Genomic DNA, 13,986 nt, shown 5'->3' on the forward strand with positions numbered 1-13,986 from the left:
AGCGCCCTCTCAGGTGAGATACTGCTCCGTGATCGCCGCGCCCAGCTTGTTGTTGTCCGAGATGAACTCCGAGATGAACTCGTGCAGTCCCGCCTGGAAGATATCCTCGATGGAGCGGTTGCTGAGCCGCGCCAGCATGGACCGGGCGAGCCTTTGCGAGGGACCCTGGCGGCCATAGGCCGAGGCGATGTCGTCGAGATTGCGCGCCAGGCTGTCGTAGCAGGCGGCCAGGGAGCGCGGCATTTGCCGGTTCAGGATCAGCAGATCCGCCACCAGCCACGGCTTCACGCTGTCGCGATAGACCCAGTGGAAGGCGGTGAGGGCGGAGACGGAACGCAGAATGGATGCCCACTGGAAATAGTCGAGGGGGCCGCCCACGTGCTCCTTCTCCGGCAGCAGCACGTGATACTTCACGTCCAGGATACGGGCGGTGTTGTCCGAGCGCTCCAGCTGCGCGCCGGAGCGGGCGAACCAATAGCCGTCGTTGCGCAGCATGGTGCGGAAGGTGGCGCCATCGAAGCGCAGCGACGTTTCCTTCACGAACGCCAGGAAGCGCGAGAGCTCGTCGCGGGTCAGCGACCGGTTGGGGAAATTGCGCAGCTCGATCCAGGCCGAGTTGATCACGTCCCACATCTCGGAGGTCAGCGCGGTGCGCACCGAACGGGCATTGGTGCGGGCCACCTCGAAGCAGTTGCGGATGGAGGCGGGGTTCTCCGGCGCGAACGCCAGGAACGACACCACGTCCTCCTCCTTGGCGTCGTCGAGGGGTCCGTAGCGCTCGGTGAACATGTCCGCGCAGCCGGCGGTCAGGACGGCCGAGCCCCATTCATTGGTCGAGCCGCCGTAGGTGACCGGAGTGTAGGCAAGACGCTGGGACACATCGAGAATGCGCGCGAGACAATCGGCGCGTTCCACATAGCGGCTGAGCCAGTAGAGATTGTCGGCGGTACGGGAAAGCATGGGGAACCCATCCGGAAGGAGAAGTGGCGAGGCCCTTCAAAGAAGTCTCGATGGCGGAGCGGCGCGAGACCGCTTCCCGGCGCAGGTCCGCGGACGGCGAGCGCGTCCGGCGGCCCCGCGCCATGGGGAAGCTCAGGCGTCGAGAACCCAGGTGTCCTTGGTGCCGCCTCCCTGGCTGGAATTGACGACGAGCGAGCCCTCCTTCATGGCCACGCGGGTCAGCCCGCCGGGCACGATCCGCACCTTGTCGGACCCGGAGAGGATGAAGGGGCGCAGATCCACGTGGCGCGGCGCGATGCCCTTTTCCACCAGGGTGGGGCAGGTGGAGAGGGCCAGCGTGGGCTGGGCGATGAAGTTGTCGGGATCGGCGATCAGCTTCTCGCGGAACTTCTCGATCTGCATCTTGTCGGCCGCGGGGCCCACCAGCATGCCGTAGCCGCCGGAGCCGTGGACTTCCTTCACCACCAGATCGGGCAGGTGTTCCAGCACATATTTCAGGTGGTCGGCCTCGCGGCAGCGCCAGGTGGGCACGTTGGGCAGCAGAGGCTCTTCGCCGAGATAGAAGCGGATGATCTCGGGCATGTAGGAATAAACGGCCTTGTCGTCCGCCACCCCGGTGCCCACCGCATTGGTGAGGGTCACGTTGCCGGCGCGGTAGGCGCTCATGAGCCCGGGCACGCCGAGCACGCTGTCGGGGCGGAAGGCCAGAGGATCGAGGAAGTCGTCGTCGAGGCGGCGATAGATCACGTCCACCCGCTTCGGCCCCTCGGTGGTGCGCATGTAGACGGTGCAATCCTTCACGAACAGGTCGCGCCCCTCAACCAGGTCCACGCCCAGCTTGTCGGCCAGGAACGAGTGCTCGTAATAGGCCGAGTTGTAGATGCCGGGGGTGAGGATGGCCACGTTGGGCTCATGCCCGCCGTTGGGCGAGAGCGAGCGCAGGGTGGCGAGCAGGTCGTCGGCGTAATTCTCCACCGGCGCGACCTTGTGCATGGAGAACAGTTCGGGGAACAGCCGCAGCATGATCTCCCGGTTCTCCAGCATGTAGGAGACGCCGGAGGGGGTGCGGGCGTTGTCTTCCAGCACGTAGAAGGTGTCGGGATCGGTGCGGACGATGTCGATGCCGGCGATGTGCACATAAAGATCGTGCGGCACCCGCTGGCCGTTCATCTCGGGCCGGAAAGCGGGGTTCTTGTAAACGAGATCCTCGGGCACCACGCCGGCGCGCAGCACCTCGCGCTTGGTGTACACGTCCCGGATGTAGTGGTTGAGCGCCTTGACCCGCTGCTCAAGCCCCTTCGAGAGCCGGCTCCACTCGTCCTTGGTGATGATGCGGGGCACGATATCGAACGGAATGAGCCGTTCCTGGGCGTTTTGCTCGCCATAGACGGCAAAGGTGATGCCGATCCGACGAAAGATGTATTCCGCCTCCTGGCGGCGGTGGGCCAGCACGTCTTGTGGGACGGAGCTGAGCCAATGCTGCAGAGTCTCGTAGGCCGGCCGCACTTGCCCATCAATGCTGGACATTTCGTCGAAGGCTTGCCGCATTGGAACTGTCACTCCACGTCCGCAGGTGTGTTTTCAGAACGCTACAAACATCGTGCCAAAGAAGTGATAAAGGGGGAAGGCTTCCTGACTGCGGCGCTCGCGTTTTGCTTGTGGGCGGGAAGTGGGCAGATCGGGGTCAATTGCTGCATAAAGCGGCACGAGGTGCGTTATGGGTGAGGCAGACGGCGCGCATTTGGTCACCGCTGCACTGGTCGTCATTGGCGACGAGGTGCTGTCGGGCCGGACCAAGGATAAGAACATCGGCCACATCGCCGAGCGGCTGACCGAAGTCGGCATCGATCTGCGTGAGGTGCGCATCGTTCCGGATGTGGAGGCGGACATTGTGGCGGCGGTGAACGCGCTGCGCCATCGCTTCACCTATGTCTTCACCACTGGCGGCATCGGCCCCACCCACGACGATATTACCGCTGACGCCATCGCCAAGGCCTTCGGCGTCTCCATCGACGTGGACCCCCGCGCCCGCGCCATGCTGTTGGAATATATCGCGGAGAAGGATCTCAACGAGGCCCGCCTGCGGATGGCCCGCATTCCCGATGGGGCCTCGCTGGTGGTGAATGCGGTGTCCAAGGCGCCCGGCTTTCGCATGGGCAATGTGATCGTCATGGCCGGGGTGCCGCGCATCATGCAATCCATGCTCGAGGCGGTGCTGCCGGAGTTGGAAAAGGGCCGCCCCATGTTGTCGGACACGGTGCTGGCCAACACCGGCGAAGGCGACATCGCCGCGCCTCTTGCGGCCATTGCGGCGGATTATCCGGAGGCCACCATCGGTTCCTATCCGTTTCGGGACGAGGACGGGCGTTTCAACACCCATCTGGTGGTGCGGGCGCGCGATCCCGGACTGCTGGCGGAAGTTGGTGCAGCCGTGCGCAAAATGGTGGCATCTTACGCAAGGTCCGCCTGAGGTCGGCTCCGCCGAAAGTCTTGGGCGGCAAATGGCCGCTCAGGCGCTCGCGGAACCGTGACCGCACTGCAATATGGTCAGGCTGGAATATCTGTAAGGTGGCACCGCTTCCGAATCCTCACTGGAGCTGAAGATGCGTGTCCCCTTGATTGCCGCTGCGCTGGTCGGTGTCCTCGCCGCCACCGCCGCTACCGCTCAGACCAATGTGATCCAGCAGCGCCGCGCGGCGATGAAGGCCATTGGCGAGCAGACTGATATCGGTGCGTCCATGCTGAAGGGGCAGGTGCCCTTCGACGCCGCGAAGGCCGAGCTCATCTTCGCCACCTACAAGGACAAGATGGTCGGCTTCGATAAGCTGTTCCCACCCGGCTCCGACAAGGGGGAAACCAAGGCCACCGCCGCCGTGTGGAGCGATCGGGCCGGTTTCGACGCGGCCATCGCCAAGTTTGACAAGGCCGTGGCCGACAACGCCGGCAAGGCGACCACCGCCGATGGCTTCAAGGCCGCCTTCACCGCCGTGGCGGAGAATTGCCGGGCGTGCCACCAGAGCTTCAAGTCCCGCTGATGCGCAAAGGGCGGAGCCATCCGGCTCCGCCCTTTTTCGTTGCGCTGTGGGAGGGCGTTTCGACGTCCGGCAGCCTCACAGCCACACGAGCGCGCCGACCACACCGCCGGCGATGACCAACATGCCCAGCGCCAGCCAGGCCGGAGCCATGTGCGGGGCGGCGATGCCCGCGGGCAACCGCTTCCAGCCCGTCACCATGGGGCGGACCAGGTCGTGTCGCAGCAGCAGGCCATAGGCCAGCACGGCGACCACATGCAGCGCCACCGCAATGGCGATGAGATCGAACGAGAGACCGTGCCAGCCGGTGATGCGGTCGCTCCAGTCGGCGCCGACCAGATGGGCCAGGGGCCCCTCGGTGAACAGGCCATCGGACGCGAACAAGCCGGACCCCGCCTGAAACAGCAGCAGCGCCAGCAGGGCCACCACCATGGCCGCGCCGGCAGCATTGTGGCCCACCTCATCGTCAGGGGCGCGCCGCATCAGGTGCCGTAGATGCTCCAGCGCCGCCTTGGGGCCGCGCACGAAGCGCGCGAAACGGGCGGTATCGCTGCCCACCAGGCCCCACAGAATGCGGAACAGAACAAGCGTCAGGATCGCGTAGCCCGCATAGAAATGCCAGTCGATCCAGCCATTGCGGGCGGTGACATAGGAGGTGGCCACCAGGGCCACGAGGCTCCAATGGAAGGCCCGGGTGGGCAGATCCCAAACCCTCACCCACCGCCTGGCGCCGGCCTCGGAAAGGGCATCTGGGTCCACGTGCTTTGTCATGGTGTGGCCTTTGGCTCTGCGCGACGCGCTCTGTTGCAGTGCGGTAGCTCTATAAGACATCCCCGTGCGGAAGAAGATGCGCTGGCGCAAACGTGATCGGCGCGCCAACTCTTGCTGCGCGGGCCACGTGAACGCGCTAAGCTCGATTTGTATTTGCGCGTGAAGGGCCGATGCCTCGGCCCGCGCGCGCCATGGGTCGCCGAAGGGGGCGTGTGTCGCCGTCGGCGGGCAGTGTTTCATTATTGAATTGCGTGAGATGGCCATGACTGACGAGACCGAGGGCGCCGCCGTCGCGGAGCCCACATTTGTGCAGATTCAGATTTCTCCCGAGGCGCTGGAACGCTGGAAGGATCTGGCGGGCGACGTTCCGCTGAAGGTGGCCCTGGCCAAATCCGAGTTCGATCATCTGCTGCTGGGGCTGCGCAGCCTCGTCATCGGCCAGAACCAGCTGGTGGCGGCGCTGACCGCGCATATCAATCAGGACACCAAGACCGCCGCGGAATCCCTGGTGGCCGCCGACCAATTGTGCGTGGGGGCCTTCAACCGCATCAATGCGTTCATCTCGGCCGTCATGGAGACCGCATCGCCGGATCCCGACGCCTTGCCGCCGTCGGGGGCCTCCCCCGCCGCGTGACCCGCCACGGTTGCGGTGATGAAATTTTGCGCTTGAGCATAATTTGTGCGGCGGGAACCCTGCGGGCGACTTGCCGCACGCCCCCGGCTCTCCTAGCTTTCGTCATATAGTTTCTTTGCCGAACGCTTGCGGCCCTTGCGGGCGCGGCGGGGAAGGATGGTCATGGCCCGTGACACTGGCGATACGCCGATCATGCCCCGTTTCGTGCCCGGCACGGCGGTGCGCATCCAGGCGCCCTGGCTGAAGACGGGCCGCGCCGTGGAGCGCTCCCGCCGTGGCCTGCGGCTGGTGGCGCAGAACCCGGGGCCCGGCAAGGACGAGACGGGGCCGGACAAGGCCTAGCCTCCGGGCGCGGCGGCGGCCTGCCCACGGTTTGGAGCCGTGGGCCACAATGGTGGAGGCGAAAGGCATGAGGCGATCCAGCGAAGGCTCAGGGGTGCGCCGCGGCGCGTCGGCACAAGGTGAGGCCGCGGGGCGGAATGCGCACGGCCGGGGCGCGCTGCCTTCCGCGGACGGAGCGGTGGCGGTGTTCGCCGGCGTGCAGTTCATCGCGCCCCGTAAGGCGCTCGACGAAGCGCCGGACGTGCCCGGCCTCTTCATCCTCGCCAAGGACATCGGCGGTCGTGCCTTTCCGCTCTACGTGGGGGAGGGTGAGAGCGTGGCGGTGGCGGCCGAGGCGGTGCGTGAGATCCTGCCTGCAGAGACCGCGGTGGCCGATCGCTTCTTTTTTATGGAGCGCCCGAATGGGCGCCTGCGCACTTCGGCGCTGAAGGAACTGGTGGGAGAGCTGAACCCGCCGCTCAACACGGTGGACCGCACAGGCCCGGCCGCCACGGCGCTGGCCGGCCTCGTCACCGATCGCGCCGGCTCCTGGCCGGATCGCGCCTCGACGGCCGATGAGATGCAGGTCAGCGAGGCGGACCTGGAGCGGCTGGTGAAGGAGTTTTATGGTGCCGCCGGCGCCGATCCGGTGCTCGGGCCGGTCTTCGCTGCCGCCATTCCCGATTGGGATGAGCATTATCGCGTGGTGCAGAATTTCTGGTCGCGCACGCTGCTGGGCACGCAGCGCTATTCCGGCATGCCGTTCGCCGCCCATGTGAGCCTGAATCTGAAGCCGGAGCACTTCACCCGTTGGGTGGCGTTGTTCAGCGCCACCGCGCACCGGGTGCTGCCGGCCGTGGCCGCTGCCCGCGCCATCGCCAAGGTGGAGCACATGAGCACCTGCTTCCAGGCCGGGCTTTTTCCGCCCGGCGGCATGGATGTGGGGCATCCGCACGCCCACTCGCACGCGCCGGGGCATCCTCACAGGCCTCATCCGGTGCCGGTACCCCGTCAGGACGTGTGAGCAGCCGATCGCGGGGCCGTCGTAGGGGTGGCCACCACCGGCCGCGACGCCGCGTGTGTTGTCGTCGCCGCGGATCAGGCGGGCTGGGCTTCGCCGGTGGCCGCCTCGTTGCTGCTGGTGGCGCGGCGCTCGGCGGCCGCTTCCTCTTCGGGACTCAGGGTGGCGTGCACCGCATCGAAGAAGCGGTCGGCGAGGGGGCTGCCACCGGTCCGCGCCCGCAGCAGCCACGCCATGGCCGACACCCGATCCCGTGGCACCCCGACGCCCAGGTGGTGAGCGGCACCCAGCAGCGCCTGCCCATCGGCGTCACCGGCCTCGGCGGCGCGGCGCCACCACTGGGCGGCGACACTCTCGTCGTGCTCGGTTTCCTGGCCGTCGACAATGGCCAGATGAATCATCAGGCCCAGCCGGGTCATGGCGCTTGCCACGCCCTGGTCGGCGGCCGCCTGGGCCCACCGCCGGGCTTCCTGCGGATCGGCCGGCGGCACCTCGCCTTCAAACAGCAGGCGGCTCAGCCGATCCTGGGCCGGGGCATCGCCATCGGTGGCGGCAAGGCGATAGAGCTCCAGCGCGCGCTCCAGGTCGCGTGGACCGCCCTCACCCTTGAGGCACAGGGTGGCAAGGTTGCGCCGGCCAACCGGATCACCGGCCTCGGCGGCCAGCTCCAGCCACTCGCGGGCGAGCTCCAGATTGGGGTCGACCCCCAGACCATCGATGAAGCAGGCGCCGATATTGTTCTGGGCGCGGCCGTTGCCTTCGCGGGCGAGTGGTTCCCAGATGGCCAGGGCCGCTTCGTAATCGCCACGCTGAGCCGCTTCGAGCGCCGTCTGCATCTGCGCCTCCGGGCTCTCCGGGGCCGAGGTCTCGGCCTCCGGCGCGGGGCTCGCGGGGGCGGCCTGTTCTGGCGTGGGCACGGTGTCGTCGTGGGTCAGGGTTTCGGCTGCGGCAGTCGACATAGAACGGTCCTCGGCGATCTCGGCATCCTCGGTGGCTTTGCCCGTCAGGCGATCGAGCCAGGTCATTGGATGTCTCCTGGGGCGGCCGGGGGAGCGAGCGAACCGCATCCGGTTCCGCGCAGGCCCGCCTGCGCCCGGCTGGGCGCGTTGCGGACGGGAACGGGCCGAGGTCCGTAAGGACGGTGTGATGCGCGCGTCATGGCTCCCTTGCGGCTTCTCCCGCGAATGGAATGGTCTGCGGCTCCGGTGGTTCCCCGCTTTTGGGTCGATTTGGTGGCAAACTCGGCAATCTGCGTAGAAACCGGTAGCGGCGTCGCTCCCCGCGACTCGCGCGCGAAGCGACGTGAACCGCATTGTCCGTGGGGTATGTGAACTAATCGTTCCCCTGAGGCGCAAAAATCAGGTTTCCGGCCCGCTGAATCAGGCGTTCTGCCAATGCAGCCAGTCCACGGACCCCAGATCATAGGCCTGCTGGCGGCGGGCCACGTCGGCATCCGCATCGGAGGCGTCGCCCTGGCGTTGCGTCACCCGCTCCACCCGCACCGCCAGCGGTGCCTCCAGCCAGATGCCCACGAACGGCAGGTGGAGCGCCTGCGCCACCGCGGCGATGGCGCCCCGTTCCTGGGCATGAGCATGGACGGCGTCGACGATGACGCTCTGCCCGGTCGCCAGGATGCGGCGCGCCTGTTCGCACAGCTCCGCGTAAACCTGCCTGGTGACGGCCGCCGCATAGGCCTCAGCGGGCAGGGGGGCGGTCAGCGGCCCGCCAAACATCCGCTTGCGCTCCACATCGCTGCGGATCACCACCGCCCCGGGCGCGCGACCGGTGTAGGGGGCCCACTCTAGTGCCCGCGTGGTCTTGCCGCTGCCCGAGAGCCCGCCGATGGCGATGAGTCGCGGCCCCGCACCCGTCAAGCCGGGCGGAAGCGCCCGCGGGGGAAGCGTGTCCGCCCCCTCACCGGCGATCAGGGCACGCGCAACGGTAAACAGATGGGTGATCCGGCGCCGCGCGGCCTCCTGGCCGGCACCGGAGAGGTGGGCGAGCCCCGCCGCCTCCACTTTGGCCCGGATGCACGCCCGCAGCGCCATGAAGAAGGGCAGGGCGGCGAGGCCGTCGAGCTGGAGATCGTCCCGGCGCGCCCACAGATAATGGTTCAGCACCCCATTGGCGGCGCTGACGAGGCCGCGCTGCCACAGGTCCATCAGCAGAAAGGCGAGGTCGTACAGCACGTCGCAGGTGGCGATGTCGGTGCTGAACTCGATGGCATCGAACAGGACCGGCCGGTCCTCCAGCAGGACGATATTGGCGAGATGCAGATCGCCATGGCAGCGCCGGATGAGGCCCACGGCGCCGCGGGCCTGCAGAAGGGGCGCGAGGCGCGCCAGCTCGGCTTCCATGGCCTCCGCGAGCGACGCCGCATCGGCCGGCGCGAACAGCTCCGGGTGATGGGTGAACTCGGCCCGGTTGTCGGCCAGATAGCCCGCGAGCGGGGACACCGCATCGCGGGTTCGATCCTCGGTGGCGCCGGCATGGGCACGGGCGACAGCCGCCGCCAGATCCGTCACGAGCTGGGGCGAGAGTTCGCCTTCGCTGGCCACTCGATCGAGGGTTTGGCGCGTGTCGAACCGGCGCATATGGACCGCGTACTCCACCACCTCGCCGCTGCCGTCCAGGCGCAGCTCGGGGCCGGCCCGGGTAATGGCCACGACACCGAGATAAAGGCCGGGCGCATTGGCGCCGCTGATGGCCACCTCCGCCAGGCAGGCCGCCTGGCGCTTGGCGAGGGTTGAGAAGTCCATGAACGGAAAGAAGACCGCCCGCTTCACCTTGTAGGCATGGTCGCCGGCGAGGAACACCACCGCCCCGTGGGTGTCGATGCGGGTGACGGGCGTGCCCGGCGGCAGATGGTGGGTGGCGGGATCGGCCAAAAGCGCGAACACCGCGCTTTGGTCGGCCACCACATGGTCGCCGCCCAAAGCGGCGGGGCGGGACGGATTGGGCTCCATGGCGCTCTCCCGCGCGATCAGGCGACATTCAGTGTGGCGCGGCCTCTATTCGGCGTGGCGCGGCCTTTCTTTAGCGTGGCGCGGCCTTGCCGTGCAGCACCGCCAAGGTCAACGCCTGGCTGAACAGCGAGAGGGCCGGGCCGGCGATCTGCCCCCGCATCAGCTGCACCATGCCGCTGGCGACGAGCAGCAGAAAGGCGGCATTGGTGATATCCAGCCGTCCGCCACTGGCCTCGGCCACCGCCGCATTGCTGCGAGCGAAAGCGTCATAGGCGGCGCCGATGGGGTGCCCGGCCGGGCGGCGGGGGGTGCGGGCGGGGGGTGCCGCCCCCACCGGCGCAGGCGCCAATTCGGCGCCAGCCGGCAGCCGCAAGCCGGCGGCATGCAGGCTGTCGGCCACCGCCTGCCAGGGGCCGGCGTGGGTGAGGATGAGCCCGTTGCTGCGTGGGCGCGCCTCGGCGCGGGCGAGGCCTGAGGCATTCACGCGGGTGGCACAGGCCGCCAGCGTGCTGCCATCGAGGGGCGAGAGTGCCACCAGCCGCGTGCGGCCCACCGTCTGGTGGGCGACACGCACCAAGATGAACTCGGACATCGGCGGTTCAGGCCTTCTCGTCCGGTGTCACCGCGGCGCTGGGTGCTTCGGTCACCGCCGGCGTGGCGGGCTTGGCCGCGCGCTTGCGGGGGGCCGCCTTGCGCGGCGCGGCCTTGCGGGCAGAGGCGGCGGTCGGCTTGGCAGCGCTCACGTCGGTGGCGACTTCCGTGGTGGCCTTCGCCGATGCGGTCTTGGCGGCGCTGCGCCGGCGCGGGGTGGCCACCGGGCGGGCGACGACGGCCTCCGCCTCGCCGGCCGGCACCGCCGGCAGATCGACCTTGCGGGCGCTGGAGCGGGAACGGCTGGGGCGCGCAGTGCGGGCGCGGCGGGGCGCGGCGGGTGCCACATCCACCACCTCGGTCACCACGTCATGCGCCGCCTCCGCGGCTTGACCCGGCGCCCGGCGGGTGGCGGCGGCGACGGCGACGGCGGTCGCCATCTTGCCGGCGGCAGCCTTGATCTCGCCAGCGGTCTCGCTCACCAGCTCCTTGACTTCGGTGCCAGTCTTCGCAGCGGCATCGCGGGCCGCCTCATAGCCGGCCTTGCCGGCATCGGCGGCATCCTTGGCGAGAGGGCGCGCGACGCGCAGCACCCGGGGGCCGAAGGCGATGGCCCCGGCGCCGACCGCCAAGCCGAGAAGAAAGCCGCTGCGGCCAAGGAAAAATGGGTGCATTCCACGTCATCCTCTTCACTCCGGCAGGTTGCCGGCGGGCCTGACGATCCTAAGCGGACCATCTCCCTGGGGAAAGATACCTCCGTGACCATCCGGAGGCATCGCGTTGATGAGGGGCGCGGCTCCGGCTCGGGTGGCCGGCGCCGCCTGCCACCTAAGGAGTGATGGCCACCTTGAGCACGCCATCGCGCTGATGGCCGAACAGGTCATAGGCTGCTTCGATGTCGTCCAGCTTGAAGCGGTGCGTCACCAGGGCGCGGGCGTCCACCCGCCCCGATGCCACCACGTCCATGAGGCGGCGCATCCGCTCCTTGCCGCCGGGGCACAGGGAATTGACGATGGTCGTGTCGCCCAGGCCCGCGTGATAGGCGTCCAGAGGGATCCGCAGATCCGAGGAATAGACGCCGAGCGACGACAGGGTGCCGCCGGGCCGCAGGATGCGCAGCGCCGCTTCAAACGTTTCCTGGCGACCGAGCGCCTCGATGGCCACGTCGACGCCGCGCCCGTCGGTGAGGCGCAGGATCTCCTCCACCGGGTCCACCTGGGAGAAGTCCACCACCTCGTCGGCGCCCATGGCGCGGGCCACCTCCAGGCGCGCCGGCACGCGGTCGACGGCGATGATGCGGCTCGCCCCCATGAGGCGCGCGCCAGCGGTGGCGCACAGGCCGATGGGGCCCTGGGCGAACACCGCCACGGTGTCGCCGATCTGGATCTTGCCGTGCTCGGCGCCGGAAAAGCCGGTGCTCATAATGTCCGGGCACATGAGCACCTGCTCGTCGGAGAGCAGCTCGGGCACCGGCGCGAGGTTGGTCATGGCATCGGGCACCAGCAGATATTCTGCCTGAGCGCCGTCGATGGTGTTGCCGAAGCGCCAGCCGCCCATGGGCTTGAAGCCGTGCTTCATGCGCGGACCATCCTGGGAGCCGCAGCCACACAGGCAGGCGTTGGAATAGCCCGAGGGGGTGATGGCGCCGGCAATCACCCGCTGGCCTTCCGTGAAGCCTTCCACCGCCGAGCCCAGCTTCTCGATGATGCCCACCGGCTCATGACCGATGGTGAGGCCCTTGGCCACCGGATACTCACCCTTGAGGATGTGGATGTCGGTGCCGCAGATGGTGGTGGTGGTGATGCGGATCAGCGCATCCAGCGGCCCCACATCGGGAATTGGCTTTTCGTCGAGGACGATGCGGTTGTTCTCGACGAAAATGGCCGCCTTCATCTTGGGGACTTGTGGCGACGGCCGCTTGGGTGTGGCGGTGGTCTGCTCGAGGATCTCGGACATGGCCTTGACGCTCCCTTATGGTCTTATGAGCCGCTTCTAGCCGCTAGCGTGGCCCGAGGCATTGACCGCCGTCAACGCAGCGCCGGCTCACGCCTCGGGTGGATAGAGGTGGACGCCGCCGCAATTGTCGGTGACTCGCAGCCGCTCGCCCTCCGGCTCCAGATGGTTCGGCAGCAGCGGCACCTTGCCGGCGCCACCGGGGATGTCGAGCACATAGGTGGGCAGGGCGAGGCCGGAGAGGCGCCCGCGCAACGCTCGCATCAGCGCCTGCCCCTCGGCGATCGGCAGCCGGAAATGACGGGTGCCGGGGGCAAGATCGGGATGATGCAGGTAATAGGGCTTCACCCGGCATTCCACCAAGGCGCGGAACAGCGCCGCCAGGGTGGCCACGTCGTCGTTCACGCCGCGCAGCAGCACTGTCTGCGACACCAGCGGAATGCCCGCATCGGCCATGCGGGCGATGGCGTCCCGCGCGGCCGGGGTCAGCTCGCGCGCATGGTTGGCGTGGATCGCCACATAAGGCGTGAGGCCCGGCGCGCGCAGGGCCGCCACCAGCTCCGCGGTGACGCGCTCCGGTGCCGCGATGGGAACCCGGGTGTGGAAGCGCGCGACCTTCACATGGGCAATGGCGGCCAGCCGCTCCACCACGTCCGCCATGCGGCGCGGCGCCAGCATGAAGGGGTCGCCGCCGGTCAGGATCACCTCCCAGATCTCCGGATGCGCCGCCAGATAGGCGAACGCCCCTTCGAGCGCCGCCGGGGAGAGCAGGTTCTGCGCGCCCGGGCCCACCATCTCCCGGCGAAAGCAGAAGCGGCAGTAGACGGCGCACACGCCGATCACCTTCAGCAGGGCGCGATCGGGATAGCGGTGGACGATGCCGGGAACCGGGGAATGGGCGTCATCGCCGATGGGGTCGGCGCGTTCCTCGGGCTGGATCTCCAACTCGCGGATGTCGGGCACGAACTGACGGGCGATGGGGTCGGCTGGATCGCTCCGGTCGATGGTGTCCGCCAGGGTCGCGGTGAGCGCCAGCGCATAGCGCGCGCCGACCGCATCCAGTTCCGTGCGCGCCGCCGTGGGGGCAAGGCCCGCCTGCACCAGCTCGTCGGCGCTGCGCAGGGTCGGGGCCGCGAGCGCGGGAAGGGCGTGGACGTTAGGCGGGGGCAAAGCGGTGCGGGACATGACGGGCTCTCGGCGGCCGCGCGGCGGTGCGCGACACCGCCGGCGCCACGCATAGGGGCTGGCGCCAGCAGGATGATCGGCGCATCTATAGAGGGATAGGGTGATTTGCACCAGATTGAGGCCGGCGGCGTCCGGAATGACGCCACCGGTGGCGAGGAGAAGCGCATGTTCGCGCGGGAAGACGATGTGCTGGCCGCAGCGGAGCGCTGGCGGCGGGAAGGGCGCGGGGTGGCACTGGCCACCGTGCTCGAAACCTGGGGCTCGGCGCCGCGGCCGGTGGGCAGCCATCTGGTGATCGACGAGACGGGGAATTTTCTCGGCTCGGTGTCCGGCGGGTGCGTGGAAGGCGCGGTGGTGAACGAGGCTATCGACGTCATCGCGTCCGGCCAGCCCCGCACGCTGGAGTTCGGCGTGGCGGACGAGGCGGCCTGGACGGTGGGCCTGTCCTGCGGCGGGCGGATCTGTGTGTATGTCGAGCCGGTGATGTGAACGGCCCGCCCTTCCGGTTGCCGCGGGTCTGTCGTTATGTTCGTTCGGGAAGAAGAATGTTGC

Annotated in this window: 15 protein-coding genes; 6 read left to right on the forward strand and 9 right to left on the reverse strand. The window is 68.5% G+C overall.

All coding sequences use genetic code 11. The annotated features are described in order from the left end of the window. Positions 1 to 9: 9 nt before the first annotated feature. Together ACU4E7_RS16840 and ACU4E7_RS16845 are read right to left on the reverse strand one after the other, a co-directional pair. Positions 10 to 960: an alpha-E domain-containing protein gene (locus tag ACU4E7_RS16840; protein ID WP_238122794.1), complete on the reverse strand. Its 951-nt coding sequence runs from the start codon at positions 958 to 960 to the stop codon at positions 10 to 12. Between the two features lie 132 nt (positions 961 to 1,092). Next, positions 1,093 to 2,508 (reverse strand): circularly permuted type 2 ATP-grasp protein, encoded by a 1,416-nt coding sequence (locus ACU4E7_RS16845; RefSeq protein WP_238122793.1) that lies wholly within the window; start codon positions 2,506 to 2,508, stop codon positions 1,093 to 1,095. 169 nt (positions 2,509 to 2,677) lie between these two features. Here ACU4E7_RS16845 and ACU4E7_RS16850 point away from each other — a divergent pair, with 169 nt between their 5' ends. Together ACU4E7_RS16850 and ACU4E7_RS16855 are read left to right on the forward strand one after the other, a co-directional pair. Continuing rightward, the gene (locus ACU4E7_RS16850; RefSeq protein ID WP_447019547.1) at positions 2,678 to 3,430 is read left to right on the forward strand and encodes a competence/damage-inducible protein A; all 753 of its coding nucleotides are present in this window, start codon (positions 2,678 to 2,680) and stop codon (positions 3,428 to 3,430) included. Positions 3,431 to 3,563: 133 nt separating this feature from the next. Then, a complete protein-coding gene (locus tag ACU4E7_RS16855) occupies positions 3,564 to 3,995 on the forward strand; it encodes a c-type cytochrome (protein ID WP_447019548.1) in 432 nt (143 codons plus the stop codon). 75 nt (positions 3,996 to 4,070) lie between these two features. Here the strand turns inward: ACU4E7_RS16855 and ACU4E7_RS16860 are convergent, their stop codons facing one another. Next, positions 4,071 to 4,709: a cytochrome b/b6 domain-containing protein gene (locus tag ACU4E7_RS16860; RefSeq protein ID WP_447019549.1), complete on the reverse strand. Its 639-nt coding sequence runs from the start codon at positions 4,707 to 4,709 to the stop codon at positions 4,071 to 4,073. Between the two features lie 316 nt (positions 4,710 to 5,025). Here ACU4E7_RS16860 and ACU4E7_RS16865 point away from each other — a divergent pair, with 316 nt between their 5' ends. The 3 genes from ACU4E7_RS16865 to ACU4E7_RS16875 all read left to right on the forward strand — a co-directional run bounded on the left by ACU4E7_RS16865 (position 5,026) and on the right by ACU4E7_RS16875 (position 6,742). Continuing rightward, positions 5,026 to 5,397 (forward strand): hypothetical protein, encoded by a 372-nt coding sequence (locus ACU4E7_RS16865; protein WP_447019550.1) that lies wholly within the window; start codon positions 5,026 to 5,028, stop codon positions 5,395 to 5,397. A 162-nt stretch (positions 5,398 to 5,559) separates the two neighbouring features. Then, the gene (locus tag ACU4E7_RS16870) at positions 5,560 to 5,739 is read left to right on the forward strand and encodes a hypothetical protein (RefSeq protein ID WP_238122788.1); all 180 of its coding nucleotides are present in this window, start codon (positions 5,560 to 5,562) and stop codon (positions 5,737 to 5,739) included. 178 nt (positions 5,740 to 5,917) lie between these two features. Next, on the forward strand, positions 5,918 to 6,742 hold the full coding sequence (locus tag ACU4E7_RS16875) for a group III truncated hemoglobin (protein ID WP_447019551.1): 825 nt from the start codon (positions 5,918 to 5,920) through the stop codon (positions 6,740 to 6,742). A 74-nt stretch (positions 6,743 to 6,816) separates the two neighbouring features. Here the strand turns inward: ACU4E7_RS16875 and ACU4E7_RS16880 are convergent, their stop codons facing one another. From ACU4E7_RS16880 to ACU4E7_RS16905, 6 genes are all read right to left on the reverse strand, one after another. After that, positions 6,817 to 7,575 (reverse strand): tetratricopeptide repeat protein, encoded by a 759-nt coding sequence (locus tag ACU4E7_RS16880; RefSeq protein WP_447021656.1) that lies wholly within the window; start codon positions 7,573 to 7,575, stop codon positions 6,817 to 6,819. 543 nt (positions 7,576 to 8,118) lie between these two features. Further along, positions 8,119 to 9,705, reverse strand: coding sequence for a bifunctional aminoglycoside phosphotransferase/ATP-binding protein (locus ACU4E7_RS16885; protein ID WP_447019552.1), 1,587 nt, complete (start codon positions 9,703 to 9,705; stop codon positions 8,119 to 8,121). Positions 9,706 to 9,775: 70 nt separating this feature from the next. Beyond that, positions 9,776 to 10,297, reverse strand: coding sequence for a hypothetical protein (locus ACU4E7_RS16890; RefSeq protein WP_238122785.1), 522 nt, complete (start codon positions 10,295 to 10,297; stop codon positions 9,776 to 9,778). A 7-nt stretch (positions 10,298 to 10,304) separates the two neighbouring features. Beyond that, positions 10,305 to 10,970, reverse strand: coding sequence for a hypothetical protein (locus ACU4E7_RS16895; RefSeq protein ID WP_447019553.1), 666 nt, complete (start codon positions 10,968 to 10,970; stop codon positions 10,305 to 10,307). A 154-nt stretch (positions 10,971 to 11,124) separates the two neighbouring features. Beyond that, positions 11,125 to 12,252: an NAD(P)-dependent alcohol dehydrogenase gene (locus ACU4E7_RS16900; RefSeq protein ID WP_238122783.1), complete on the reverse strand. Its 1,128-nt coding sequence runs from the start codon at positions 12,250 to 12,252 to the stop codon at positions 11,125 to 11,127. 87 nt (positions 12,253 to 12,339) lie between these two features. Continuing rightward, positions 12,340 to 13,434, reverse strand: coding sequence for a lysine-2,3-aminomutase-like protein (locus ACU4E7_RS16905; protein WP_447019554.1), 1,095 nt, complete (start codon positions 13,432 to 13,434; stop codon positions 12,340 to 12,342). 165 nt (positions 13,435 to 13,599) lie between these two features. Between ACU4E7_RS16905 and ACU4E7_RS16910 the strand changes: the two genes are divergently transcribed. Then, entirely contained in the window at positions 13,600 to 13,923 is a 324-nt protein-coding gene (locus ACU4E7_RS16910; RefSeq protein ID WP_447019555.1) for an XdhC family protein, read from the forward strand. The last annotated feature ends 63 nt before the right edge of the window (positions 13,924 to 13,986 follow it).

This window comes from Xanthobacter sp. ZOL 2024 (genome assembly GCF_052932325.1).